Raw genomic sequence first — 24,042 nt, 5'->3', positions numbered from 1 at the left:
CGGGGGGCGTTGGCCGGAGCGGTGAGTCAGCTGCTGCACTGGGTCAGTTCGCCGCCCTGCCGGACGCTGTACTGTCCGGGCGCCACGTTCATGACCTGGAAGCCGCCGTTCTCGGCGATCTCGACGGTCCCACCGAAGCCGGCCGACCCGTACACGTAGGCAGGGCCCGGAGTGAAGCCACCGCCGGAGAGGTGCACCTTGCCGTTCTCGAGCACGCCGGAAACCGAACAGGTCGCGGCCGGTACGGCAGCCGGCGCGGACACGGGGACCGCGGCGAGGGCGGTGGGGGCGGCGACGAGTGAGGCGGCCGCGAGGGGGGTGAGGACGAGAAGGCGTGTGCGCAGGTTCATGAGACTTCCTCAGCCTTCATTATCGGGACGATTCGGGAAGCCGCGGGCCGCGGGCCGCTTGACCGGCGCGCCTGGCCGCGGCCGCGAGGGGGCCCTCTCCTCACCGGATGCCCGGGCCGAGCCGAGAACGAGGGGCGAGGGCCGCCTTTCCATCGTCACCCCGGCCCTCCCCGGGTGCGACCGGGCACCGGGTACCGGGTCGCGCCGCCGGACCCGGCCGGTGCGTGACGGCGGCCGACGAGCTTCGGATATCGTCCCTGCGTGAATCTCATACCCCCACGCACCCAGCGGACGGCCGCCCCACCGGCCGCCGCACCCGGTGCCCGGCTCGGCTGGCTGGACGCACTCCGCGGCATAGCGGCTCTGATCGTGGCACTGCACCACTTCGACGTGCTGAGGATGCTGCCCTTCGGGGGCGTGATCTGGCGCAACTTCGACATGGGCCTGTTCGGCGTCATGCTCTTCTTCATCGTCAGCGGCTACATCATCCCGGCCTCGCTGGAGCGACGGGGCGACGTACGCGGCTTCTGGATCGGCCGGATCTTCCGGATCTACCCGGCCCTGATCGCCGCCTTCGTCCTCTCGATCATGATGCTGCCGGCCGGGGACGGCTCGGTCGCGCTGCTGCGCACCGGCGACGACCTGGCCTCGCTGGTCGCGAACGGCCTGATGCTCCAGGACCTGCTCGGCGTCATCAACGGCATGAACGTCACCTGGACGCTCTGCTACGAGATGGTCTTCTACTTCTTCGTCACCGCCCTGTTCACCCGTGGTCTGCACCGGCACAGCGGTCCGATCGCGGTGGCCCTGGCCGGCGTCGCCCTGGCGATCGGTACGGCCGTCGGCACCCAGCTCGTGAGCGCGGAGATCGGCTCGACCCGGCAGCTGCTGCTGATCGTGACGCCGATCGTGCTCGTGGGCCTCGCCTGCGTGCTCAGCGGCAAGCGCATGCTGACGGGGACGGGCGCCCTGCTGCTCGCCGGGGTCGGCCTGGTCCTGGTCACCCTGAACAGTCGGGCCCCCGCCTTCGAGACTTGGATGATCTTCGCGACGATGTTCGCCGGAACCGTCGTGTACCGGGCTCAGCACGGACAGCTCGCCCGGGTCCCGGCCCTGCTCTCGTGCGGTTTCGTCGTCGTCGCGGGTGTTCTGGTCGGCTGGCTGTACAACCACGGCGAGGCCCTGGAGCGGACCTGGTCCGCCGGGTGGAAGGCCTGGTCGGTCGCCTACCTCGCCGCGTGGGTGCTCTTCGGCATCGGCTTCCTCCTGCGGGGGCGCCGCTTCCCGAAGGCGCTGACCTGGCTCGGCGCGATCAGCTTCTCGGTGTACCTGCTGCACATCCCGCTGCTGCGCACCGTCGAACCGCTGGTGGGCGTTCCGCCGCAGCCGTCCTCGACGCTCGGCCGGTTCGCCTGGACGGCGATCTTCCTCGGCGTCGTACTGGCCGTCAGCTACCTGATGTACCGCCTGGTCGAGATGCCGATGCAGCGCGTCGGCCGACGCGTACAGAAGGCGGCGGATCGCCGCTGGCCACGGAGCGTCCCCACGGCGCCCGTCACGCCTGCGGCCCCTGCCCAGGCCGCCACGGTCCTGTCCGGTACGTCCCGGAATCGCTGAGGGCGGACCTGTAGCGAGCACGCGGAAGACGTGCCGGCGGGCGCGCCGGCAGTGACGGGGACCGGACCGGGGATCCGGGACGGTTACCCGAACGTCATGCTGCGGACCTGGATCCACGGGATGTGATCGGCGGCGTCCGGGAGACCCGGACCTGTCCCCGAGGCGGCCGCCGGCCGCATAATGCGGCGGTGAACAGCAACCACCTGATCCTCGACCGCAGGCTGCCGTTCGAGGATCGGATCAGGGATCTCGTCCGGCTGTGGATCCGCGACGGCCGGGGACGCGACCACCTCCTGACCGGCAAGGCCTTCTTCGCGGTGTACTCCTGGCACCTCAAGCATGGGACCGACCACGACATCACGTGGGCGGAGTTCGTCGCCGCCTCCTACGACTCCATCGGGAGCAGCGGCGGCTGGGAGGCCATGCTGAGGGAGCGGGCCTGGTGCGACGGCTGCGGGGACCGGTACCGGCTGGAGAACATCGGACTGTGTACCGGGTGCATGCGGTACACCTGCTATGCCTGCGGCGACCACGCGTCCTGCACCGGCGAGACGGTCTGACGGCGTCGGCGGAGTCCGCGGGAATCCCCGGCGTGTGGTGTCGCGTGGGTCGTTGACGGGGTGGGTGAGGTCCGTCTGTATAGGGTTTTGCCAGCAGTCCGCAAGCGCAGACTTGACCGATGACCAGGGGTGCTGCCGTGGGACCCGTAGGGACTTCGCCCGCGCCCGGCGGCCTCGGCTGGAACCGTGAGACGGCGACGCTGGTGCTGCTCTCGTTCGCGATGCTGATCGTTTCCCTCGACCAGTACATCGTGGTCGTGGCGCTTCCCGACATCGCCGCCGACCTCGGCTATTCGGCGCAGACGCTCCAGTCGGTCATCAGCGCCTACGCGGTGACCTCGGCCGGCTTCCTCCTGTTCGGCGGACGGGCCGCGGACCTGCTCGGACGACGTCGCATCCTGGCCACCGGCCTCGCGCTCTACGCCGGGGCGGCGTTCGCGGGAGGGCTCGCGACCGGACCGGGTGTACTCCTCGCCGCTCGCGCGGTCCAAGGTCTCGGCGGGGCCCTGGTCTTCCCCACCACCCTGGCCGTCATCAACACCACCTTCGTCGAAGGCCGTGCCCGCAACCGCGCCCTGGGGATCTGGGGAGGGGCAGGCGCGGCAGGACTCGTCATCGGTGTGCTGCTCGGCGGACTTCTGACGCAGGTGTTCGGCTGGGAAGCCGTCTTCTTCGTCAACGTCGTCCTGGCCGGCCCCGCGCTGGTCCTGGCGTTCGTGGTGATCCCCCGGGATGGCGAGCGCGAGAAGGGCCGCACGTTCGACCTGCCCGGTGCGATCAGCATTTCCCTCGGTGTCACACTCATCGTGTTCGCCCTCGTGCAGGGCCCCGTATCGGGCTGGCTTTCGCCGGGCATCCTGGTGAGCGCAGTTGCCGGCCTCCTGCTGATCGGAGCCTTCGCCGTCATCGAGCGGCGCAGCTCCGACCCGCTCATGCCGCCCCGGCTTCTCTCCCATCCCAACCTGATCACCGGCGTCGTCATCGCCTTCATGTTCATGGCGACCTTCGGCTCCGTGCTCTATTTCCTGTCCCTCTATTTCCAGGAGGTTCTGGGGTACGACGCCTTGCAGACCGGCGCCGGTTTCGTCGTCCCCACCGCAGTGGTGGTGGCCGGATCGACCGTTGCGGGCCGGCTCGTCACGCGGTTCGGTCTCAGGCGCACGCTGGCCGTCGCCCTCGCCGTCGGTGCGCTCGGTGCGGTCGCACTCGGCCTCGCGATCTCACCGACCGGCACGTACGCCGAACTCGTTCCCGGGCTCGTGGCACTCGGCATCGGCGGCGGCGTGGTCTTCACCACCATGTTCATCGCCGCCGCCACCGGCATCCCCGACCGGGACCAGGGCATCGCCTCGGGCATCGCCTCCACCGGCTCGGGCGTGGGTGCAGCCGTCGGTCTCGCCGTCCTCGTCCTGGTGTCGACTGCCGGCCTCGACGGCCTCTCCGGTGAACAGCTCCGAATCGCCAGCGCCCACGGGATCCGCACCGCCCTCTTCGTCGTGGCGGGCGGAATCGCCGCGACCTTCCTCGTCGCCATGAGCCGGTGCCCGGCCGCGGCCGAACCGGTACCCGCCCCTGTGCCGTACCAGACCCGTCGCTGCTGACAGCACTTCCCGGGGACACCGCACCCCGTGCGGCGTACGCTCGTCCGCAGGAGACGTGGTCGACAGCGCCGCGGGAGGGTCCATGACCGCGCTCGGTGAACCGATCGAGATCGACGACGCGACCGTGCTGGTTCTCGGGCAGGGGCTGGACGTCGAGCACGATCAGCCCGACGTCGCCAATGCCCTCGTGCACCGGGCCGCCGACACACTGGTGCTCGTCGACACCGGCGTCACGGCGGCCTTCCGCACGGCACTGCGGGAAGCGGCCGACCGGGTCGGCCCCTGGTCCCGGGCACTGGTGCTGACCACGCACGGCCATCTCGACCACGTGGGCAACAACGACCTGGCCGACGAGCTGGGTGTCCCGGTCGAGCACTACGTCCCCGCCCCTGACCTCGACCAGATGAGGGGACCCGGCGGCCTACTGGGTGCGGTCCTTCGAGCGCATCGCCGGGGTGGCGCCGCTGCCCGCTCCGCCCGCGCTGACCAGCAACAAGGTGGTGTCGCTCTTCGAGCCGATGCGGCCCTTCGGCGCGACGACCCGGACCTACGAGGAGCGGCCGCTGGAACGGATCCGGCTCGGCTCGCAGCGCTTCACCGGCTGGACCTTCGCCGACGGCGCCGTCCGCGTGCTGCGCAGCCAGGGCCACTGCGCCGGGCACGTGATCGTGCACCTCGGGGACTGCGGCGTCCTTCACCTGTCCGACGAGGGCAACGGACCCTGCGGTGCGATGGCCGACGCCGACCAGCTCAAGATCCAGACCGTGCTCGGCGCCGTCGCCCGCCTCTTCGAGGAGGGTGGAGCCGCGCTCCTCACCGACGGGCACACCTTCGCCCTGCGCCGTGGCTCCGAGGTGGTGTCGTACCTGGACGGGTTGCTGGAACAGGCCACGGCCCTGCAGGACGCGGCGCTCGGCCTGACCAGGGAGAGCAGCCCGGTTCGGCCGAGCGCGTTCACCACGCGCTACGGGGAGAGCCTCGCCGAGCTGGGGGTCGGCGGCGCCAACCCGAATGCGATGTTCACCGCCATGATGGCGGTCAACCAGCTCCGCGAGCTCGGGCTCCGGCCGCAGTCCGGCGACGTCGACGCGCCCTGGTCCCGCCCCACGTTCCAGAACCCCGCGTAGCCCCCTCACCGGGCCGGTTCAGCGCGGCCGCAGCCCGTCGAAGACGACGTCGAAGATCCGCTCCCGGGGCTCGGGATCCGTTCCGAGCTGTTCCAGGGCCCTGCCGGTGCCGGCCAGGAGGGCGATGAACTCCGGCAGGCCCAGCTCCGGGCGGACCGCTCCCGCCCGTTGCGCGCCGGTCAGCAGATCGGCCAGCCGGGCCTGGATCTCCATGGTCGGCTCCTGCAGCGACGCGTGCACGTCCACCCCGGCCGCAGCGAGAGCCCGGGTGAACTCGCTCTTGCCCTCGGACTGTTCCACCACCAGGCGGAAGCAGGCGAAGAAGGCCTCGGCCGGTCCGGCCTCGGCGGCCAGCTGCGCGGTCCGGGCCGCCATCTCCTCCAGCCTGCGGACCATCACCGCCTCCAGCAGTGCCTCCTTGGTCGGGAAATGCCTGAAGAGCGTGCCGACTCCGACCCCGGCGGTTCGCGCGATCTCCTCGGTCGGCACGCTGACACCGCGGGTGGTGAACACCTCCGTGGCGACATCCAGCAGCCTGGCCCGGTTGCGTGCCGCGTCCGCCCTCAGTGGGCGCTCCTGATCGCCAGCCATCCCTCTCCGCCTTTCGCAGGCGACGGCAGAACCACCCTGGACAACCGGAGTCTCCAGTCCGTATCGTAAAAACGGAGTCGCTAGTCCGATTCTATCCACGGTCTCGCCGGAGGTTCGTCATGCCCCAAACGCTGTCGCCGCGCGAGGTCTTCCAAAAGCTGATCGAAGGCATCGGTGCAGGGCGGTACACCGAGTTGGCCGAGCTCTACGCCGAGGACGCCGTGGTGGAGACCGTCTTCGAGCCGGTCGGGCCGCGCCGGGTCGAGGGGCGGGCCGCACTCAGGGAGCGGTTCGCCCAGGTCTGCGCGAGTTCGCCCGTGGAACTGACCCCGGTGAACGTGGTCGTCCGGGAAACCGAGGACGGAGGTGGTCGTCGCCGAGTTCGACTACCAGGTGCACCACCGGGTGACGGGGCGGACCTTCGAGGCCGCCAGCATCCTGGTGCTGCGCGTCCGCGGCGGCCTGATCGTCAGCAGCAGGGACTACCACGACCACCTCGCCCTCATCGTGGCAGGCGGCAACCTCCTGCAGCTGGTGGAGGCCCTGGAAGGCAAGTAGCTCCCGTGCCGGTCCGGTGCCCGCGGAGCCGACCGGTGGGCATACTGCTCTCATGGGCCGGTGGAGGACGGTTTTCACAGCTGCCCGTGCGTTCGCGGGCGCCCGTGAACGTGCCCGTGCGCGGCTGGGCGAGGCTCTCTTCCTGCGGGTGGCCGGGCCCTCGGGGCCCGCCACCCGGAACCGCATCCACCTCACACCCGGTCCGCGCTGGTTCGGGCCGGACCACCCCGTGCGGCGGGTCCACGCCGACGCGGCCCTGTTCGTCGGCGGGATCAGCGCCCTGCTGCTGCAGTCCCTGCACCCTCTGGCGATGGCCGCAGTGGCCCGGCACTCCGCGTACCGGGAAGACCCCTGGGGCAGGCTGCAGAGCATCAGCACCTTCCTCGCCGTCACCACCTTCGGCACGGCGGAGGACGCGCAACGGGCGGTCGACCGGGTCATCGCGGTGCACAGGACGGTCAGCGGGCAGGCTCCCGGAGGCGAGCCGTACACGGCCACGGACCCCGCCCTCCTGGAATGGGTGCACGACGCCGAGCTGAGCTGCTTCCTCCGCTCCCACCAGCGCTACGGCTCCCGCCCGCTGAGCGGCCCGGACCAGGACGCGTACGTGGCGGGCATGGCGCTGGTCGGGGCGGCGCTGGGTGTCACCGACCCGCCACGCACCGCTGCGGAACTCGCCGCCCGCATCGACGACCACCGGCCGCAGCTGCGCGGCACCCCCGAGGCCAGGGAGGCGGCCCGCTTCATCCTCCGCCACCCGCCGCTGCCGTGGACGCTGCGCCTGCCGTACGCGGCCCTGGCCGCGGGTGCGGTCGTCCTCCTGCCGGACTGGGCCCGGGCGGAGCTGGGGCTGCCCCGGCGATTCCCGCTGGAGCGGTGGTGGGTCCGGCCCGTGGCCCGCGCAGCGGTCCGGCTGGTTCGGTGGTCCCTGCCTCCGGCGCCGGTGCCGGCCTGGGCCGCCGGCCCCGTGCCCGACGACGCGCCGGCCGCCTGACGCGCGGCTGCATCCGGGTTTCGCCGGCCGGGGGCCGGGCAGTCGCCACCAGGCGGCTCGGGACGGGAGCGAGGAGACTTGACGCGAGCGGGCCCCGTACCGCGAGCAGATCGGCCCGGGCATCGAGGAGGTGCGACATGAGCCGACCGGAGCAGCCGCGTCACCGTGTGCCCACACCGCCGTCGGAGGCAGTCGGCGAGAGCGGGGACCGCGCGGCGCGACAGGCAGCGGACGAAGCCGTGAGCGGCCGTACGGAAGACGTCGGTGGGCGTCACGCCGCAGGCCGTTCCGCCAAGCGGCAACGCCCGGGAATCGGCCGCGAGGAACAGATCCGGCAGTATCCGCAGGGAGACGATCGCCCGTGAGCAGCCGGAGTACCACCGTGGACGACAGCTGCCTGGGCGCCTTGCAGGAGCTGAAGGGCAGACGCGAGATCAACACGGTCGTCTACCGGCTGAACGAGCCCTTGGACACGGTGGTCGTCGAGAGCCAGGCGAACTTCACGCACGAGGAGATGCTGGAGTCGCTACCGGCCGACGAACCCAGGTTCGTCGTGTACGACCTGCACTTCGCCGCGCCGGACGGGTCCCGCAGGAACGACCTCGTGCTGATCCTCTGGATGCCCGACGGAGCGCCGCCGGCGCACAAGCTCGCGTACTCCTCCGCATATCGCCTCCTCCAGGGCCTCCTGGACGGAATCCAGGTCACCGTCCTGGCCACGAACGTGTCCGACCTGGCCTACAACGAGCTCGCGTCCCAGGCCGTCTGACGGGGACCGGCGGCCGGAACCGGGACCGGCGATCGCTCCTGATCGCGGTCCCCCGATCACGTAGGGGCAGATCATGTCCGTTCTGTTGACCGACAGCACCCTGTCCCTGCTCACCCACGGCTACGCGTGGGCCCCCGACCTGCGCCGGGCGCACCATGGTGCGCCCGTGGTCTCCACCCACCTGTTCGGCCGTCGCGCGGCACTGCTGCACGGGCCTGCGGCCGTCGCCCTGTTCTACGACGAGAGCCACGTCCAGCGGCACGGTGCCCTCCCCTCACACGTGCTCGACACCCTCTTCGGCAAGGGAGCGGTCCACACCCTGGACGGGCCGCCCCACCGGGTGCGCAAGGAGCTCTTCGTCTCCCTGCTGATGTCTCCGGGCTCCATCAGCACCCTGGCCGAGACCGTCGAGCGCGACTGGCGCGAAGCGGTGACGGCCTGGGAAGGGCGCACGGTGGTCCTCTTCGACGAGGTGGCCACGCTGCTCACACGGGCGGTCTGCGACTGGGTGGGTCTGCCGGTCCCGGACGACGCGGCCCGGGAGGTCGCCGAGGACTGCGTCGCCATGATCGACGGCTTCGCCACGGCCGGACCCCGCCGCGTACGGGCCCGGCACGCCCGGCACCGCCAGGAGCAGGCCCTCGCGGCGGCCGTGGCCGACCTCCGCAGACTCGGACCGCACCCGGACGGCGTCTTCTCCCCGTCCCGGCACGCATCAGTGGCGGGGAGCCCCCTGGAGGCGGTCGCACTCCACCGCGACGAGGACGGCACTCTGCTCGATCCGCACACGGCAGCCGTCGAACTGTTGAACATCATCCGCCCCACCGTCGCGATCACGTGGTTCGCCGTCTTCGCCTCCCACGCCCTCCACCGCTATCCCGGTGTGCGCGACCAGCTGCGTGCCGGTGGCCGCGTCCAGGCCCGCGCGTTCGCCCACGAGGTCCGCCGTTTCTACCCGTTCGTGCCCTTCATCGGAGCTGTCGCCGTTCACGACCTCGTCCTGACCGGTCACGAGATCCCCGCCGGGACCCACCTCCTCCTCGACGTGTACGGGCACCATCACGACCCGGACCTGTGGGACCGGCCCTACCACTTCGACCCCGAACGCTTCCTCGGTCACGAGCCCGGCCGCGACGCGCTCATCCCGCAGGGCGGCGGCGACGCACGCACCGGCCACCGCTGCCCCGGCGAGGACATCACCGTTTCCCTGCTGGCCGCGCTTGCGCCGGCCCTGGCCGATCTGGACTTCGCCGTACCCCGGCAGGACCTGGCCATCCCGCTGAGCCGGATCCCGCCCCGGCCCCGCAGCGGATTCGTCATCGAAGTCGCACACCAGCCGAGGAGCCACGGCGCCCGGCGGTTCCAGCCCCAGGCGTGAGCCGGGCCGGGCCCTTTGCCCGCGACCCGACCGGCCCGGAGGCCTACTCGGCGCCGGGGCGGGTAGCCGCCCCACAGGAGTCACTTCCAGCAGTCGGAGGAGTCATGACGCGACGCGTCCACGAGGTGATGACCAAGAATCCGGTGACCGTCGAAAAGCTGACCTCACTGGCGGAGGCGGCGCGGGTGATGCGGGACGCCGACATCGGAGACGTGCTCGTCGTCGACGGGGGCCGGCTGTGCGGCATCCTGACCGATCGGGATCTGGTCGTCCGCGCCATGGCCGGGAACAGGGATCCCGGCGAGACGACCGTGCAGGCCGTCTTCAGCAGTGCGCCGGTCACCGTCCGCCCCGACGACAAGGTCGACCATGCCCTCGATCTCATGCGCCGGAACGCGCTGCGTCGCCTGCCCGTGCAGACGCAGGAGGGTGACCTCGTCGGCGTCGTCACGCTGGGCGACCTCGCGGTCGAACAGGACCCGGGGTCGGCCCTCGCTGCGATCTCCGCAGCGGAGCCCGACAGCTGACGGGCGTCGAGGCCGCGACCTGCGGGGCCGAGGTCTCGGACGCATTCATCGGCGTCCGCGGCCGCGCCGCACCAGCACGAAGACGGCCAGGACCGCGCCCGCGGCAAGCAGGGGCGTGCGATGGACGCGCGCCGCCCTCGCGGCCCGGCCGGCCTTGTGGAGGACCGGGTCGGGTGTCCTCTCCGCCGTCAGCTGGCCCGCGCGAAGCACGGCCCGGGCGAGGAGCCCGGATGCCTGAGCGGCCCGGTCCCGTACGCGGTCGACCTGCTCGCGCAGCTCCGCGGGGGTGGGCGTGCCGATACTGGTTCCGAGTTCGTCGGTCATCGGTGCGCTCTCTCCTTGATCTCGGCCAGGTCGGCCTCGACGCTGGCGATGGTCTCCTCGGGTACGGGCGCGGGGGCGTCGGCCTCGGCGATCTGCTCCACGCTGCTCCTCCGGAGCCTCCCCTGCGATGCGTACGCCCTCGTGGCGCGGTTACCCCGTAATCAACCGTCCATCGGGCCGACAGCCGGGATTCTCAACGCCCGGTCGGGCTCCGCCGTTGGCAGGCACTCCGTTCGGGTGCAGTCGGGGCCGTGGCGGGATGGAGGCGTGCCGCCGGGTAGGCGTCGGGTATGAACTCATACACCCCCGGTACCTCGACGGCGGTCGGGCAGGCCTCGGCACTCGATGCGGCATCGGCAGGTTGGCTGACGGCCCTGGACCGGCTCGAACGGACAACGGTGGCCGATCCGGTGATCAGGCTGCTCCAGCGGGGGATCCGGTCGCTTCCCCTGGGCGGGATGCGGGATCTGTTGCGTGGCAGGCCACTGGGCCACCCGGTGCATCCCGTCCTGGTGCAGGTGCCGATCGGCTGCTGGCTGTCGGCCGCCGTGCTGGACGTGGTTCCGGGGACCCAGCGTGCGGCGACGACCCTCACGGGCGTCGGGCTGGCCGGGATCGCGCCGGCAGCCCTGGCCGGCTGGGCGGACTGGGCTGACCTGCCGCCCGCGCAGGCCCGGGTCGGACTGGCCCACGCGGTCTCCAATGTGGCCGCGGTGGCCTGCTACGCCGTCTCCCTGACGGCGCGGCTCCGCGGGCGCCCAGTGAAGGGCAGACTGTGGTCGCTGGGCGGCCTGGCGGCCGTCGCCGTCACGGGTGCGCTGGGCGGGCACGTGGCCTACCGGCAGGCCGTCGGAGCTCAACCCGGGGGCTAGAGGCAACGCCGTTCAGTTGAGGGCGGGGCCGGGGCGTCAAGTGCTGCTCGTGAGCATGGTGATGTTGATGGCTGCTTTGTAGGTGGTCCGGTCGATGGCGGGTCCGCGTGCGTTGTATTTGGAGATCGCGCGTTTGACGATGCGGTCTTTGGTGCGGATCCGCCGGGCGGGCAGGATGTGGGCCAGCACGTTGCGGCCGATGGCTCCGACCAGGTCGATCACGGTGTCGGCGGTGATTGAAGTTTCCCCGTGATCTTGGACACGGTGTTGTTACGCTGCGAGGGCCTGGTCTTGCCGGTATCGCAGGCGGGTTTCGTGGGGTGTGAGGTAGCCCCAGTGGATGTGCTTGCGTAGGCGGCGTCTGTTGTAGAAGGTCTCGATGAAGTCGAAGATGTCGGCGCGGGCGGTGGCCCGGTCGGGCCAGAAGCGGGTGCCGATCTCTTCTTTCAGGACGGCCCAGAAGCTCTCCGCGGCGGCGTTATCGAAGCAGCTCCCGGTCCGGCCCATACTTTGCCGGTGCCCCAACTTGCTGATTTTTGTGCGGAGTTGACCGGAGGTGTATTCCGATCCGCGGTCACTGTGGATCACACAGCCGGGTTCCAGGCGGCCCAGCGCGGCTGCCATGTCCAGCGCGTCGACGACGAGGTCGGCGCGGTGGTGGTCGGCCATCGAGTACCCGATCACCTCGCGCGTGGCCAGGTCCAGCCACGAGGCGAGGTAGAGCCAGCCCTCGGCGGTGGGGATGTAGGTGATGTCCCCGACGATTTTCGTTCCGGGACGGATGGCGGTGAAGTCCCGGCCGATCAGGTCCGGCGACGGGGCGGCCTTGGTGTCGGCCTTGGTCAGGCCGCGGCGTCCGGTGCGCCGGCTGTTCCCGGCGATGCCGTTCTCCCGCATGACCCGTGCCACCCGCTTACGGTTGACCACCCGGCCCTGCCGGCGCAGTTCGGCGGTGACGCGCGGGACGCCGTAGTTCCGCCGGGAGGCGATGTAGATCACCGTGATCTCGTGTGCCAGGGTCTCATCCGCCCGTCGCCTGGCTTCGCGGGCCTCGGCTCCGGCCACCCACGCGTAGTACGTGGACCGGGCGGTCTTCATCACCGTGCACAGCAGCACGATCGTGTAGTTCGCCTTCTCCGCGTGGATGAACCGGCATATCGTGCTCACCGGTCGCTCTCCTTCGCGAAGAAGGAGGTCGCTTTTTTCAGGATCTCGATCGTCTTCGCCTGCTCTACGGTCAGCTTCCGCAGCCGCTTCAGTTCCTCGTCCCGGTCGTCGGCGGCCCGCACGGCGCCGGGTCCCGATCCGTTGTCCTGGGCGGCCCGGGCCTTCTTCACCCAGCCCCGCAGGGACTCCGAGCTGATCCCGAGTTCCCGGGCGACCTCGGTCACCGTCCGGCCCGACGACCGCACGAGCTCGATCGCGTCCCGCTTGTACTCGTCCGAGTACCGCTTCGTGTACTTGCTTCCCACCTGGCACTACTTCCTCTGGAACCTCAGATCCCAGTCTCCAGGTGTCCACGATCAAGGGGAAGCTTCAGATGCCGGCGGCCAGGACGAGCTGGTCGCGTGCGGCGGCGAGGGCGGTGGTGAAGCCGGCCCGGTCCGGATCGGTGCCTGGGACACTGTCGGTGGCATCCGTCATCGCGGTCCGCAACGCCTGGTAGGCGGTCAGGAGTGCCCAGACCTCCTGCTCGATACCGGCCGGGGTGCGGGCCCGCAGGACGTGTCCGCCCAGGATCGTGGACTTCAGCTCCGCGTATGCCGTCTCGATCTCCCAGCGCTCGTGGTAGAGCCGGACGAGTTCACCGGCCGGGTGCGTCAACGGGTCGGTGAGGGTGGTCAGCAGCCGGTAGTGGCCGGTGCGGGTGCCCCGGGAGGTGACGATGCTGACCTCGGCGTCGATGACGCGCACGGTCAGCGCTCCGAGCCGGGCCAGTGTCGAGCCGTCCCGGCAGCGGGCCACCGGTGGCAGGTTCCGGCCGGACTTGCAGCGAACCAGCAGGTCCGCGCCGGTGGCGGCCAGCTGGTTCAGCAGTGCGGCGGAGGCGAAGTTCCGGTCGCCCAGCAGGAGCATCCCGGCCCGCAGATCCACCGCCAGGCGGCGGGCGTACTCCAGCTCACCGGTGGCGGCCGGGCCGAACACGGCCCCGATCACCGATCGGGTCCCGCATGCCACCAGCGCGGCCAGCCGCAGTTGCGGGTAGCCCGAGATCCCGTTGCCGAGCCGCTGCCGGGTGAACACCGCGAGGTTGGCCGGACAGTCCGGGACCGACAGCAGGGTGCCGTCGACCGCGACGACCCTCAGACCCCGCCACCACCCGGCTGCCGCGGTCGTGGCCGCAGGGCCCCTGACCAGGTCGAACAAGGCTTTCATCGGTGCTGGTCCCAGCCGCTGGCGGGCCTGTCGTAACGCGCTGCCGCTGGGCCGGGCCAGTGCCAGGCCCGCCAGCCCGGCACACAGCCGGTCGAAGACCTGCCGGTAGCCCAGCCCGGTGAACAGCGCTCCGGCCAGCAGGACGTAGACCGTGACCCGTGCCGGCACCAGCCGGACCCTGCGCTGTACCGCACCGGTCTGCGCCAGCACCTCATCGACCATCTCGAACGGCACGATCTGGGTCAGCTCGCCGATATGCCCTGGCGCGAACACCCCGGCCGCTACCTTGACCGGCCTTGTTATGGCAGCCTGTTCCAACAGCGGAGCTCCTGTGGTGAGGATGTCTTGGAGGACAAACCTCTTCTACAGCAGCTCCGCTGCCTCGTTCACGGGCCTTGACGAACAGCCCCCGCCCCTAGTACTGCAACCGCATGTGTGGGTCGTGGCCTCGGCGTTGGTAATGGCAGCGGCGGGCTCGGGCCTGGCTGCGGCGCCGGAAGCGTGACCAGTGCAGACGGTGCTCGTTGCTGTGGCAGCGGGGCGTGACGACGACGTGCCCGATCATCCGGCGGATCTCCGGGACGCTGAGGGGTATGAGGTCTTGCTCGTCATCTCCGCTGCCCCTTTTGCGGCTTCTGCGGCACGGATGGCCGTGAGGTAGGCCAGGACGGCCATGGCCAGGGTGATGTGCCGGTACCAGGCCCGGTAGAGCCGCACCTGGTAGTGATCGAGCCCGCATTCACCCTTCGCGGTCTGGAAGCATTCCTCCACCGCCCACCTGGCTCCGGCGGTCCTGACCAGGTCTTTCAGCCGGGAAGTGACGGGGCCATAGCAGACGTAGTAGGCGATGTCGGTGGGGTCGGACAGATTGCGGCGGGCGAGCACCCAGTGCCCGGATCCGCCCTCCCAGGCGGGCCGGATCGCGACGCGGGCCCAGTGGTAGATCCGCTGGCCGTGGGCGCCTGCTCCGGCGGAGATCCGCTTCCATGCCTGCTTCGGCAGGGCCGCGATCAGCTCGTCGACGCGGGCGTCCCGGCCGTCGGCGGTGATCACGGTGTCGTTGACCTTGGTGGCCAGCACATACGCGGCCTGGCGTTCTTCCAGCCAGGCGCGGAAGTGCTTGACCTGCCCGTATGCCTCGTCCGCGGTCACCCAGGCGAAGGGAACAGCCGCGTCGATGGCGCGTTGCAGCATCCACTTGAGGTGCTCGATCTTCGTGGCGAACGGCACGGTGTCGTCGATCCCGGCTGCCCGGCAGCGGTCGCGGTCGTCCGTCCAGGACTTCGGGACGTAGAGTTCCCGGTCGATCAGCGCCCGCCCTTTGGCGGATGCGTAGGCGAGGAAGGTGCCGATCTGGCAGTTCTCGGTGCGGCCAGCGGTGCCGGAATACTGCCGCTGGACCCCTGCTGACCTGGTGCCCTTCTTCAGGAACCCGGTGTCGTCCCCGATGAGCACGCCATCCTTGGCGCCGATGGTCTCCACGACGAAGTCCCGGACATCTTCGCGGACCGCGTTCTCGTCCCATTCGGAGTGGTTGAGCAGGCGTTGCACACCGTCCGGGCGGAGCTGGCCGACCTGCTCGGCCAGCGTCCACCCGTTCTTCTTCTCTAGCGGCGCAAGCAGGCCCGTCATGTAGTCCAGAGCCCGATCACGTGGCTCCGACCTGCCAAAACGATGCCCGAACCGGGCATGCAACCCCGCTACACCCTCGGACCACGACTCGATCTGCTCAACCGTCAGCGATTCATCACACAGTCACAACAACGAGCAACCTCACCGACCGTCACGCCACATGCGGTTGCAGTACTAAGCCTCGATCCACCGACTGGCCTGTGTCCTGTGGACAGAGAACCGAAGAGAGGTGCCTGCTGACCTGCGATGATGGGAGTTCTGACGCTTCCAGCACGCACAATCAGCAAGGCACCTCGTAGATGAAAGCTTCCCATACTCCGGCGGCGGTCTCCGCTGCGTTCGACGACCGGAATCTGATCGCGCATGCCGGGCTGGTCCCGGTGATGCGCCTGGCCGAGCGGTGCGGGCTTGCCCGTCTGGCCGCGGAGAAGGTGAAGCTGACCGGGGCGAAGAACGGTGCGGGTGCGGCGGCGGATGCCAAGGTCACCAGCATCGTGGCCGGGATGGCCGCGGGTGCGGACAGCATCGATGACCTTCACGTCCTGCGCCACGGCGCGATGCCCGTGTTGTTCGCAGGCGTCCGTGCGCCGTCCACGCTGGGCACGTTTCTGCGCGCGTTCACCCACGGTCACGCACTCCAGCTCCACGCGGTGCACCGCAGGTTCCTGGCCGCTCTGGCCGCGCATACCCCGCTGCTGCCCGGCGCGGGCGAGAAGGCGTTCATCGATGTCGACTCCACCCACAAACGGGTCTACGGCCGGGCCAAGCAGGGCGCCGAGTACGGCCGGTTCAAAGGCGTACGCACCCTGCACCCCCTGCTCGCCACGATCTGCACCCCGCACTCCCGCCCGGTGATCGCCGGGGTGCGGATGCGCCGCGGCAAAGCGGCCGATGCCCGCGGCGCCCCCAAGTTCGTCAGTGAAGCCCTGGCCGCCGCCCGGGAGGCCGGCTGCACCGGGACCCGTATCCTGCGGGCGGATTCACAGTTCTACAACGCCGGTGTCATCGCCGCCTGCCGCCGGGCCGGGGCCCGCTTCTCGGTCACCACCGGCATGAACCCCTCCATCAAACGGGCCATCCACAGCATCCCCGACCAGGCATGGCAGCAGATCACCTATCCCACCGCGGTGCCCGACCCCGACACCGGAGAGCTCATCTCCGGCGCCGAAGTCGCCGAGATACCCGCATACACCGCCTTCGCCGGCCGCAAGAAGGCGGAACAGGTCACCGCCCGGCTGATCGTGCGCCGCGTCCGTGACCTGGCCAAACCCACCGTCGTGGGTGACCAGGGCGAGCTGTTCCCCGTCTGGCGCTACCACCCGTTCTTCACTGACAACCCCGCCGGAACGCTCCAGGCCGAGCGGGAACACCGTCACCACGCCGTCGTCGAGCAGGTCATCGCCGACAGCAAAGCCGCAGCTCTGGCCCACCTGCCGTCCGGACACTTCCACGCCAACGCGGCCTGGCTGACCCTGTGGGCCATGACCTACAACCTGCTGCGGGCCACCGGTGCTCTGACCTCCGCCTTCCACGCCAAGGCCACCACCGCCACCCTCCGCACCCACTTGATCCACGTTCCGGCCCGGACCGCCCGCTCCGCCCGGCGCGTCACCCTGCACCTGCCGCACAACTGGCCCTGGCAGCACGCCTGGACACACCTCTTCGACACCGTCCACGGACCAGCCGGCTGACACGAACCGCCCCTGCCCACCCCCCGCCCGCCAGGGCCCAACCGGAACCGAACACGTGGAAACGCTGGGCAGACCAGCAGCTACAACCTGCCCACCTACAAGCACCGACCCGGAACCGGCACAGAAACCCGCCAGAAGATCACTTCCGAACCACGCCGGTGGATCGAGGCTAAGGGCTCGCAGATCATTAACTCGCTGGTTTGATGGGAGTATCACGAAAGCGGTGTTCACCACTCGGTTGGCGTAGAGGTTTCTCGTTGGTCTGGTTGGCTCACACACGTTCGGCCGAGAGGCGGCCGTCGAAGGCGATGTCGAAGGCGTTCATGGCCTCTTTCCAGCGGCTGGTCCACCGCTTGCGGCCCTTCCCGGTCGGGTCGAGGGCGAGGGTGGTGAGGTAGAGACGCTTGAGGGCGGCGGTCTCGTTCGGGAAATGCCCGCAGGCGTTGACCGAGCGCCGGTAGCGCGCGTTCAGGCTCTCGATCGCGTTCGTGGTCGAGATGATCTTCCGGATCGGCGGTGGGAAGCCCAGGAAGGGCACCACCTCGCTCCAGGACCTTTCCCAGGCACGGACCGCGGCCGGGTACTTGGCCTGCCATTTCTCGCTGAACTCGGCGAGCCGGGCGAGGGCCTCGTCCTCGTTGGCGGCGGTGTAGACGGGCCGCAGGTCGCGGGCGGCCTTGTCCCAGTCGGCGCGCGAGATGTACTTCAGCGTGGTGCGGATGAGGTGAACGATGCAGAGCTGGACCACCGTCTGCGGGAAGACGGTGTTGACCGCCTCGGGCAGGCCCTTCAGGCCGTCGCAGACGAGCATGAGCACGTCCCTCACGCCGCGGTTCTGCAGCTCGGCAAGGACGTTCTGCCAGTATTTGGCGCCCTCGCCGCCGTCCCCGGCCCACAGTCCGAGGATCTCGCGGTGGCCGTCGCAGGTGACCGCGAGGACCACGTAGATGGGGCGGTTCGCCACCGCACCGTCTCTGATCTTCACGTTCACGCAGTCCACGAACAGGACCGGATAGACCGGATCGAGCGGGCGCGTGCGCCAGTCGGCCATGGCGTCCAGGGCCTTGATGCTGAACGGAAAATCGAACCTCAGCCGGGCAGGCGGCAGCGTCCGTTCCGCGGAGCGGGACGGACGTCGGGAACGAGGAGTGCGGTCAGGCCGCAGTAGTGGGGGCGGCGAGGGTGACCTGGTGGCCGAGGGCCTGGAGCTGGCGGACGAGGTCGCGGGTCTTGCGGGCGGGGTTGAGATGTCGCTGGTGCCAGTCGGCGCCGAGTTCCTGGTAGCGGGCGTCGGGGTCGTTGATCAGGTGCCAGGTGATGACGAGTATCGAGCGGGCGACGGCGACGAGGGCTTTGGCGTGGCCGCGGCGTTTGACGATCCTGCGGTAGCGGGCGCCGAGGAAGGTGTCGGTGCGGGCGGCGGCGTTGGCGGCCTCGCCGAGGGCGCCCTTGAGCCAGGGGTTGCCTTTGCCGGCTGGGCCGGTGGTGTTCTTCGCTCCGGACTGGATCGTGCGGGGGCACAGCTTCGCCCAGGAGACCAGGTGCTCGGGGGTGGGGAAGCGGCTCATGTCCAAGCCGATCTCGGCGAGGATGATCTGGGCGGTGGCCGGTCCGATGCCGGGGACCGCGTCCAGACGCTCGGCCAGTTCCCGCGCGGTCACAGCGTCACGGGCTGACGACGTGCTGGTGTCGTCTGTGCGGGGCGGTCCGGTTCCGGTGCCGTCGTGCGGGGCCCTGGTCTGTTCCATGAGGTCGGCGATCAGCCGGTCGAGTTCCCGGACCTGCGCGGTGAGGTGGTCGATGGTGCCCAGCAACACTCCCAGCAGGCGGCCGTGATGTTCTTCGAACTGCCCGGTGAGTGCCTCGGCCAGGGCCGGCTTCTTCTTCACCAGGCTCCCCTTGGCGAGATCCGCCAGAGCTCGGGGGTTGCGTTCACCGGCGGCCAGGGCGTCGAGCATGGCCCGGCCGGAGAGGCCGAAGAGGTCCGAGACAACGTCGGACAGCTTGATCTGCGCGTCCTGCAGGGCCTTGTCCACCCGGTGCTTGTGCCGGGTGCGTTCCTGGATGAAGACCGTGCGGGTGCGGGTGAGGTCCCGTAGCTGCCGGACCGGCTTGGGCGGTACGAACGAAGCGCGGACCATGCCGCGTTCGGCGAGCTTGGCCAGCCAGACCGCGTCCAGCTTGTCGGTCTTCGGCCGGCCCGGGACGTTCTTCACATCGCGGGCGTTGACCAGCCAACATTCCAGGCCACGGGCCTCCAAGAGGTAGAAGAAGGGCCGCCAGTACGAGCCCGTCGCCTCCATCACCACCCGCTGGACACCCTGGCAGACCAGCCGGTCGCCGAGCTCGAGGATCGCGTTCGTGGTGGACGCGACCGTCCAGACCTGCTGGACGCGCCGGCCTTCAATGGTGTCGTGCGGGACGCGCAGACACACCATCCCGGACGCCTTGGCGATGTCGATCGCCGCGACCCGGGCAACACTTCCGTCGTCGTGGTCCTCCCTGGACTCCTCCATCGTCTTCCTCCCCTTGCGCAAGGTGCGGGCGGGGGCTGCCCGGGAAGCCTGAGGGGAGACAGAGAAGCTGAACGGCGTGCTCGAGACGACAGTGTGCGGCCCCTCGGACGGCTCCCTCACCAGACTCCTATGCGGGCTCACAGCCCAAACATCAAGCGGCGTCGGCGGACAGCCCCCGTACCGATTTTCACGCTCGCGAGGCGTCAACCGCAGGTGAACGGCTGACTCCTATGAGGTCATGCTCCGCCCGGCCGGAGCCCTGGGGAACCGGGCCCCGGCGGTCGGACAGATCAAGGCAAGGACAGTCCAGCAGGACGTCAGTCAGTGATTGGGTCACGACCACCGGGGACCCGTGTACCACTATGACTGTCGGTGATGGTGGAGACCGTCTCCTTGGAGGTCTCCATGCCGTACGTCTCGGCGAGATGCGCGACGATCTCCCCGGAGGTGAGCCCCTTCGCGGTCAGCGAGAGGACCATCTCCTCCAGGCCGCCGGTGCGGCGCGCGTACTTCGGCAGCAGGCCGGAGGTGAAGGTGCCCAGCCGGTCCCGGGGGACCTGCACCGTCACACTGCCGACCTCCGTCATCACCTTCCGGGACCGGTGGCCGTTGCGGGCGTTGCCGCCCGAGCGCGAGCCCCGGCCGCCGGTGCGGCCGGCCTCCTCGGCCAGGTGCAGGTCCATCTCCGCCTCGACGGCGGCCTGCATCAGGTGCCGGGTGAGCTCGACCAGCAGGCCGCCCTCGCCCATCAGCCTGAGCCCGCCGTCGCGGACCTTGCCGGCGGCGAGCTCGGCCAGCTCGTCCATCAGCCCGGGGCTCAGCCCGTGCGCGGCCGCCGCTTCCCGGCTCGCCGCCGTCGTCTTCGATGTCACACCGGCACCGTCAACGTCCCTGTCGAACACCGCAACCGACACGCCGTCAGCGTCCTCGATCAGGTGACCGTTCTCCGCGTCCATCAGGGGTCCCTTCTGAGCAAGTGCCCACCTGATTCATGACACTCCCGGTTTGATCTCTGCTGGGAGGGTGATTCCACGGGTGCTGGCGAAGTCGTAGAGGTCGTCGAGGGTGGCGAGTCGGTCGTCGGCGGGCTGGATGGGGTGCCCGGCTGTTTCCAGGAGCTGCCGGATGTCGCGGATGCGTCTGTTGATTGTTCCGGGGTGGACGGTGAGCAGGGCGGCGACGGCGACTTGGGGCAGGGCGAGCCGGTAGTGGAGGAGTGTGGCTAGGAGCCGGTCGGCGAGGGTGAGGACGGGGCGTCGGCCGGTGGTGCCGTCGCCCTTGACGCGAGGTCGGTGGCCGCGTCGTTGGTCCAGGTGAGTCTCGCGCTGGGCGTCGTGGAGGATGGTCAGCGCGGTGATGAGGGTGTCCCACTCGGCGGGCGGCAGTCCGGTCAGGGCGGGGTGGCATAGCCAGGCGAGGTCGGGGCTCGGCTGATCGAACGGGTCTGGTGCGTCGTTGACCTGGGTGTATGCCTCGGGGCGGAGTGTGTAGTTCCAGTCGCCGTGCCAGTCGTGGCGTGTGACGGGGAGGACGTCCATCTGCCCGTCACCGATGCGGACCCCGGTCTCGTAGGTAGCGGTGCCGAGTTCGGCGTGGACTTTCAGCCCGGTGCGGGTGGTGGTCGCGGCGATGCTCTGCACGATGACTTCGTGGCTGGTCAGCGGCCTGCCGCGCCAGTTCATGGTGATGTGTGAGAACAGCCGGTGCTCGATCCGATTCCATTTCGATGTGCCCGGAGGAAAGTGACAGACAGTGACCTCCATGCCTGTTTCCAGGGCCAGGGCGGCGAGTTCGGCCTTCCAGGCGCGGGTTCGGTAGCCGTTGGAGCCGCCGGCATCGGCGGTGATCAGCAGCCGCCTGGCCTGCGGGTAGTCCTCCTTGCCGCGGGCATTCCACCAGCGGCGGATGGATTCGACGGCGAAGGCGGCGGTGTCGTGGTCGGTGCCGACGCTGACCCAGCCGGTGTTCGCAGCCAGGTCGTAGATGCCGTAGGGCACGGCCTTCCCGAGTTCCTTGTCCGGGAAGTCGTGGGTGCTGACCCGCTCGGGGTTGCCTGCGGGCCGCCATTCCCGGCCGCCGTTCTTGAACGGCCCCACCACTTCCTTCTTTTTCGTATCGACGCTGATCACCGGGTCGCCGGCCACCTGGTGGGCCTTGGCCTGCTCGTTGATATAGCGGAACTGGCCGTCCCGGTCCGGGTGCTGCTCGGCCTTCGATGACTTTGGCGTTGCCCTGGAGGCTGAAGCCTTCCTCGCGCAGCACGTCGGCGACGGTGTCGGCGGATATCCGGTGGCCTTGGCGCGTGAGCTCGGCGGCGAGGTGGCGGGTGGACTTCGTCGTCCACCGCAGGGGCGACATCGGGTCCCCGCGCATGTCCGGCTCGACCAGGGCCAACAGTGCCGGACGCAGTCCCGGGTCCAGGTCCACTACCCGCTTGCGGCCACCACCGACCCGGCGCGCCCGCCCCAACGGGGCTTCACCGGAGTCCAGTTCAGTGACACCAAGCGACACCGTGGCCTCTCGCACTCCAGCCGCCCGGGCGACCAGCCTGATCCCGCCATGGCCCAGTACCCGGGCCTCGGCCGCCAGCAGGAGACGACGCTGACGTTCGTCCAGATGCGGGAACAGCACCGTGAACTTCGCCACCAAGGCCGCCGCTATCTCTTCCGCCGCTTCCATACCACGCCAACGACCGCCAGATCGGGAAGCTACGGGTTAGGGCCAATACCAGTGATTTAAGGGTCCGGGGTGCCTGGGGTCTTCGGTGGGTTGGTCGGGGCCGTTTTGTGGTGTGGGGCGATGGCCACGGCTCGGGCTGGGTCGAGTGTCGGCTGTGGCCAGAGCCGGTGTGCGGTGCGCTTGACGCCGAAGTTGGACATCTTGCGTTTGACGACGCGGGCGTTCGACCGCTGTCGTCGCGGTGGCAGGAGGTGACGGGCTATCTCTCGTATCCCGTCGGTGAGGGCTGTGGCCAGGCGGTCAGGGGAAAAGGCCGCCTGCGCGGTGACCTGGCGTCGGGCGAGGCGGAGGGTGCGGGTGAAGGAAAGCCGGTCGGTATCGGTGTCGGTGTCCCGGGCGGCGGTGTGCATGAGCTGGCGGATCGCGTGATGGACGAGGAGGTGGGCCCAGACCTCCTGTTCGACGCCGTCGGGCGATCGGGAGCGCAGGACCTGGGCGGGGCCGCGTTGGTGGGTCTTCAGCTCGTCCAGTGTGGTCTCGATCTCCCATCGCTCGTTGTAGAGGGCCGCCAACTCCGCCGCGGGTGCGGCTTCGTGGTCGAGGATGGTGGTGATCAGCCGGTACGGGGCGTCGTGCTGCGGGCGTCCGGGGTCGTCCAGGGTGTACTCGATGACCCGCACCACGGTGGGATCGGTGCGTTTGCGGTGGTCCTTGGCCGCCACGATGTCGGAGAGGTAGGACCCGTCGGGGAGCTCGCGCCGCACGGGCAGGACGGCGTTGGACTTGATGCGCCAGAGCAGGTCCGCACCGCCGGCCGATGCCGCTCGCCACTGCTCCAGCCCGGCGAAGCCCCGGTCGGCCATCAGCAGGTCATCCGGTCCAAGGGCGTCGAACAGCTCCCGCGCGATCACGGACTCCGCGGTGGTGAACGGCCCCAGAGCCGCGCGGGTGATGGCGTGCGTGCCGCACTCCGCCAGCGCCACCACCCGCACCTGCGGGAACGCGGTCCGCTCGCCCCGGTGGGTGGCGGGACGACCGAACCGGGCGTCGTTCTCCTCACTGTCCGGCACGTCGAACGTGGTCCCGTCGACCGCCATCAGACGCCAACACCCGTACCACGCACCGGGAGTGGACTCGGTCGCCACAGGCCCGGCGGACTGCTCGAAGAGAGCCTTGAGCGGCTCGGGCCCGAGCCTGGCCCGGGCCCGGGAAACCGCACCGGGCGTAGGCACCTGCCACGAACCCGACCAGTGCTTGGCCCAGGCCAGACCCTGAGTGAGCAGCCGTGCGACCTCTTCGTAGCCCTGACCGGAGAACAAGCACATCGCCAGCACGAAGTAGACGACCACCCGTGGAGGCAGCAGCCGGTTGCGCTGCCCGGCCTTCCCGGATTCCTCCACGACCCGGTCCACCAGCTCCGGCGGGAACGTCCGCGTCAGCAGTCCGATCGCGATCCGATCCGACAACCGCTCGTCCGTCTCCGGCTTGACCTGTCCAGGGCGTGGCATCCAGACACCTCCTGGCCAACACCCTACCAGCCGAGATCCTTAAGTCACTGGTATTGTGGGCTAGAGGTCGTCCCGTGAGGGCGTGCCGGGAAGCCGGACCGTGACGAGGAGACCGCCGGCGGGGCGGGGGACGAGGTCGAGGCTCCCGTCGTGGGCGCGGACGATGCTGTCCACGATGGCCGGGCCGAGGCCGACACCGGCGTGTTCGTCCGTGCGTACGCGTTCGGTTCCGCGTTGGAAGGGTTCGGTGAGGGTCGGCACCAGTTCCGGGGGGAGCCGACGGCCCGTGTTCTCGACCCGCAGCACGCTCCTGTCGCCGCGCGCCTCGGTGTGGACCGTCACGGTGCCGCCGGCGGGGATGTTGTGGACGGT

General features: G+C 70.0%; 20 protein-coding genes and 7 pseudogenes. 13 read left to right on the top strand and 14 right to left on the bottom strand.

Annotated features, from left to right (window positions below; translation table 11 throughout):
* Positions 1-26: 26 nt before the first annotated feature.
* Complete coding sequence (locus OG332_RS45540; protein WP_327418955.1) at positions 27-350, bottom strand: hypothetical protein; 324 nt, start codon at positions 348-350, stop codon at positions 27-29.
* A 261-nt stretch (positions 351-611) separates the two neighbouring features.
* Here OG332_RS45540 and OG332_RS45535 point away from each other — a divergent pair, with 261 nt between their 5' ends.
* The 5 genes and pseudogenes from OG332_RS45535 to OG332_RS45520 all read left to right on the top strand — a co-directional run bounded on the left by OG332_RS45535 (position 612) and on the right by OG332_RS45520 (position 5,255).
* A complete protein-coding gene (locus tag OG332_RS45535) occupies positions 612-1,967 on the top strand; it encodes an acyltransferase family protein (protein ID WP_327418954.1) in 1,356 nt (451 codons plus the stop codon).
* A 188-nt stretch (positions 1,968-2,155) separates the two neighbouring features.
* The gene (locus OG332_RS45530) at positions 2,156-2,527 is read left to right on the top strand and encodes a hypothetical protein (RefSeq protein ID WP_327418953.1); all 372 of its coding nucleotides are present in this window, start codon (positions 2,156-2,158) and stop codon (positions 2,525-2,527) included.
* A gap of 119 nt (positions 2,528-2,646) precedes the next feature.
* Entirely contained in the window at positions 2,647-4,128 is a 1,482-nt protein-coding gene (locus OG332_RS45525; RefSeq protein ID WP_327418952.1) for an MFS transporter, read from the top strand.
* An 82-nt stretch (positions 4,129-4,210) separates the two neighbouring features.
* Positions 4,211-4,504 (top strand): annotated as a pseudogene (locus tag OG332_RS48080) (MBL fold metallo-hydrolase); the annotation flags it as partial.
* Between the two features lie 52 nt (positions 4,505-4,556).
* Positions 4,557-5,255 (top strand): hypothetical protein, encoded by a 699-nt coding sequence (locus OG332_RS45520; protein WP_327418951.1) that lies wholly within the window; start codon positions 4,557-4,559, stop codon positions 5,253-5,255.
* 18 nt (positions 5,256-5,273) lie between these two features.
* Here OG332_RS45520 and OG332_RS45515 read toward each other — a convergent pair whose 3' ends face one another.
* Positions 5,274-5,846 carry a TetR/AcrR family transcriptional regulator gene (locus OG332_RS45515; RefSeq protein WP_327418950.1) on the bottom strand — a complete coding sequence of 191 codons (573 nt, stop codon included), beginning with the start codon at positions 5,844-5,846 and terminating at the stop codon, positions 5,274-5,276.
* A gap of 119 nt (positions 5,847-5,965) precedes the next feature.
* Between OG332_RS45515 and OG332_RS48075 the strand changes: the two are divergent.
* From OG332_RS48075 to OG332_RS45490, 6 genes and pseudogenes are all read left to right on the top strand, one after another.
* Positions 5,966-6,184 (top strand): annotated as a pseudogene (locus OG332_RS48075) (nuclear transport factor 2 family protein); the annotation flags it as partial.
* A 28-nt stretch (positions 6,185-6,212) separates the two neighbouring features.
* A complete protein-coding gene (locus OG332_RS45510) occupies positions 6,213-6,404 on the top strand; it encodes a nuclear transport factor 2 family protein (protein ID WP_327418949.1) in 192 nt (63 codons plus the stop codon).
* Positions 6,405-6,456: 52 nt separating this feature from the next.
* Positions 6,457-7,398, top strand: coding sequence for an oxygenase MpaB family protein (locus OG332_RS45505; RefSeq protein WP_327418948.1), 942 nt, complete (start codon positions 6,457-6,459; stop codon positions 7,396-7,398).
* Positions 7,399-7,759: 361 nt separating this feature from the next.
* Positions 7,760-8,167, top strand: coding sequence for an actin-binding ADF family protein (locus OG332_RS45500; protein ID WP_327418947.1), 408 nt, complete (start codon positions 7,760-7,762; stop codon positions 8,165-8,167).
* 73 nt (positions 8,168-8,240) lie between these two features.
* Positions 8,241-9,545, top strand: coding sequence for a cytochrome P450 (locus tag OG332_RS45495; RefSeq protein ID WP_327418946.1), 1,305 nt, complete (start codon positions 8,241-8,243; stop codon positions 9,543-9,545).
* 104 nt (positions 9,546-9,649) lie between these two features.
* Positions 9,650-10,072 (top strand): CBS domain-containing protein, encoded by a 423-nt coding sequence (locus OG332_RS45490; protein ID WP_327418945.1) that lies wholly within the window; start codon positions 9,650-9,652, stop codon positions 10,070-10,072.
* A gap of 45 nt (positions 10,073-10,117) precedes the next feature.
* On the opposite strand, the gene OG332_RS45485 is transcribed toward OG332_RS45490, so the two are convergent.
* Positions 10,118-10,396: a hypothetical protein gene (locus tag OG332_RS45485; protein ID WP_327418944.1), complete on the bottom strand. Its 279-nt coding sequence runs from the start codon at positions 10,394-10,396 to the stop codon at positions 10,118-10,120.
* A gap of 290 nt (positions 10,397-10,686) precedes the next feature.
* Between OG332_RS45485 and OG332_RS45480 the strand changes: the two genes are divergently transcribed.
* Positions 10,687-11,268, top strand: a complete 582-nt coding sequence (locus OG332_RS45480) for a DUF2231 domain-containing protein (RefSeq protein WP_327418943.1) — start codon at positions 10,687-10,689, stop codon at positions 11,266-11,268.
* Positions 11,269-11,304: 36 nt separating this feature from the next.
* Here OG332_RS45480 and OG332_RS45475 read toward each other — a convergent pair whose 3' ends face one another.
* From OG332_RS45475 to OG332_RS45455, 5 genes are all read right to left on the bottom strand, one after another.
* The gene (locus OG332_RS45475; RefSeq protein WP_327418942.1) at positions 11,305-11,490 is read right to left on the bottom strand and encodes a hypothetical protein; all 186 of its coding nucleotides are present in this window, start codon (positions 11,488-11,490) and stop codon (positions 11,305-11,307) included.
* 48 nt (positions 11,491-11,538) lie between these two features.
* The gene (locus tag OG332_RS45470) at positions 11,539-12,435 is read right to left on the bottom strand and encodes an IS3 family transposase (RefSeq protein ID WP_327411458.1); all 897 of its coding nucleotides are present in this window, start codon (positions 12,433-12,435) and stop codon (positions 11,539-11,541) included.
* On the bottom strand, positions 12,432-12,740 hold the full coding sequence (locus OG332_RS45465; protein WP_327417496.1) for a transposase: 309 nt from the start codon (positions 12,738-12,740) through the stop codon (positions 12,432-12,434). The genes OG332_RS45470 and OG332_RS45465 overlap by 4 nt, the downstream gene beginning before the upstream one ends.
* A gap of 64 nt (positions 12,741-12,804) precedes the next feature.
* Positions 12,805-13,962, bottom strand: a complete 1,158-nt coding sequence (locus OG332_RS45460; protein WP_327418941.1) for an IS4 family transposase — start codon at positions 13,960-13,962, stop codon at positions 12,805-12,807.
* Positions 13,963-14,205: 243 nt separating this feature from the next.
* Entirely contained in the window at positions 14,206-15,369 is a 1,164-nt protein-coding gene (locus tag OG332_RS45455) for an IS701 family transposase (RefSeq protein WP_327419568.1), read from the bottom strand.
* A gap of 206 nt (positions 15,370-15,575) precedes the next feature.
* On the opposite strand from OG332_RS45455, the gene OG332_RS45450 reads away from it, so the two are divergent.
* Positions 15,576-16,967 (top strand): IS1380 family transposase, encoded by a 1,392-nt coding sequence (locus OG332_RS45450; protein WP_327416808.1) that lies wholly within the window; start codon positions 15,576-15,578, stop codon positions 16,965-16,967.
* A gap of 271 nt (positions 16,968-17,238) precedes the next feature.
* Here the strand turns inward: OG332_RS45450 and OG332_RS45445 are convergent.
* The 6 genes and pseudogenes from OG332_RS45445 to OG332_RS45420 all read right to left on the bottom strand — a co-directional run.
* Positions 17,239-18,033: pseudogene (locus OG332_RS45445) on the bottom strand (IS256 family transposase); the annotation flags it as partial.
* A gap of 88 nt (positions 18,034-18,121) precedes the next feature.
* Complete coding sequence (locus tag OG332_RS45440) at positions 18,122-19,483, bottom strand: IS110 family transposase (RefSeq protein WP_327411792.1); 1,362 nt, start codon at positions 19,481-19,483, stop codon at positions 18,122-18,124.
* A gap of 368 nt (positions 19,484-19,851) precedes the next feature.
* Positions 19,852-20,289, bottom strand: a pseudogene (locus OG332_RS45435) (transposase); the annotation flags it as partial.
* 183 nt (positions 20,290-20,472) lie between these two features.
* Positions 20,473-22,162: pseudogene (locus OG332_RS45430) on the bottom strand (ISAzo13 family transposase).
* A 302-nt stretch (positions 22,163-22,464) separates the two neighbouring features.
* A pseudogene (locus OG332_RS45425) lies at positions 22,465-23,670 on the bottom strand (IS4 family transposase); the annotation flags it as partial.
* 60 nt (positions 23,671-23,730) lie between these two features.
* Positions 23,731-24,039 (bottom strand): annotated as a pseudogene (locus OG332_RS45420) (sensor histidine kinase); the annotation flags it as partial.
* Positions 24,040-24,042 lie beyond the last annotated feature (3 nt).

This window comes from Streptomyces sp. NBC_01233, assembly GCF_035989305.1.
Lineage (GTDB): Bacteria > Actinomycetota > Actinomycetes > Streptomycetales > Streptomycetaceae > Streptomyces.
Note: the sequence above shows the minus strand (reverse complement) of the source record. Positions and strands in the feature narration are given on the sequence as shown.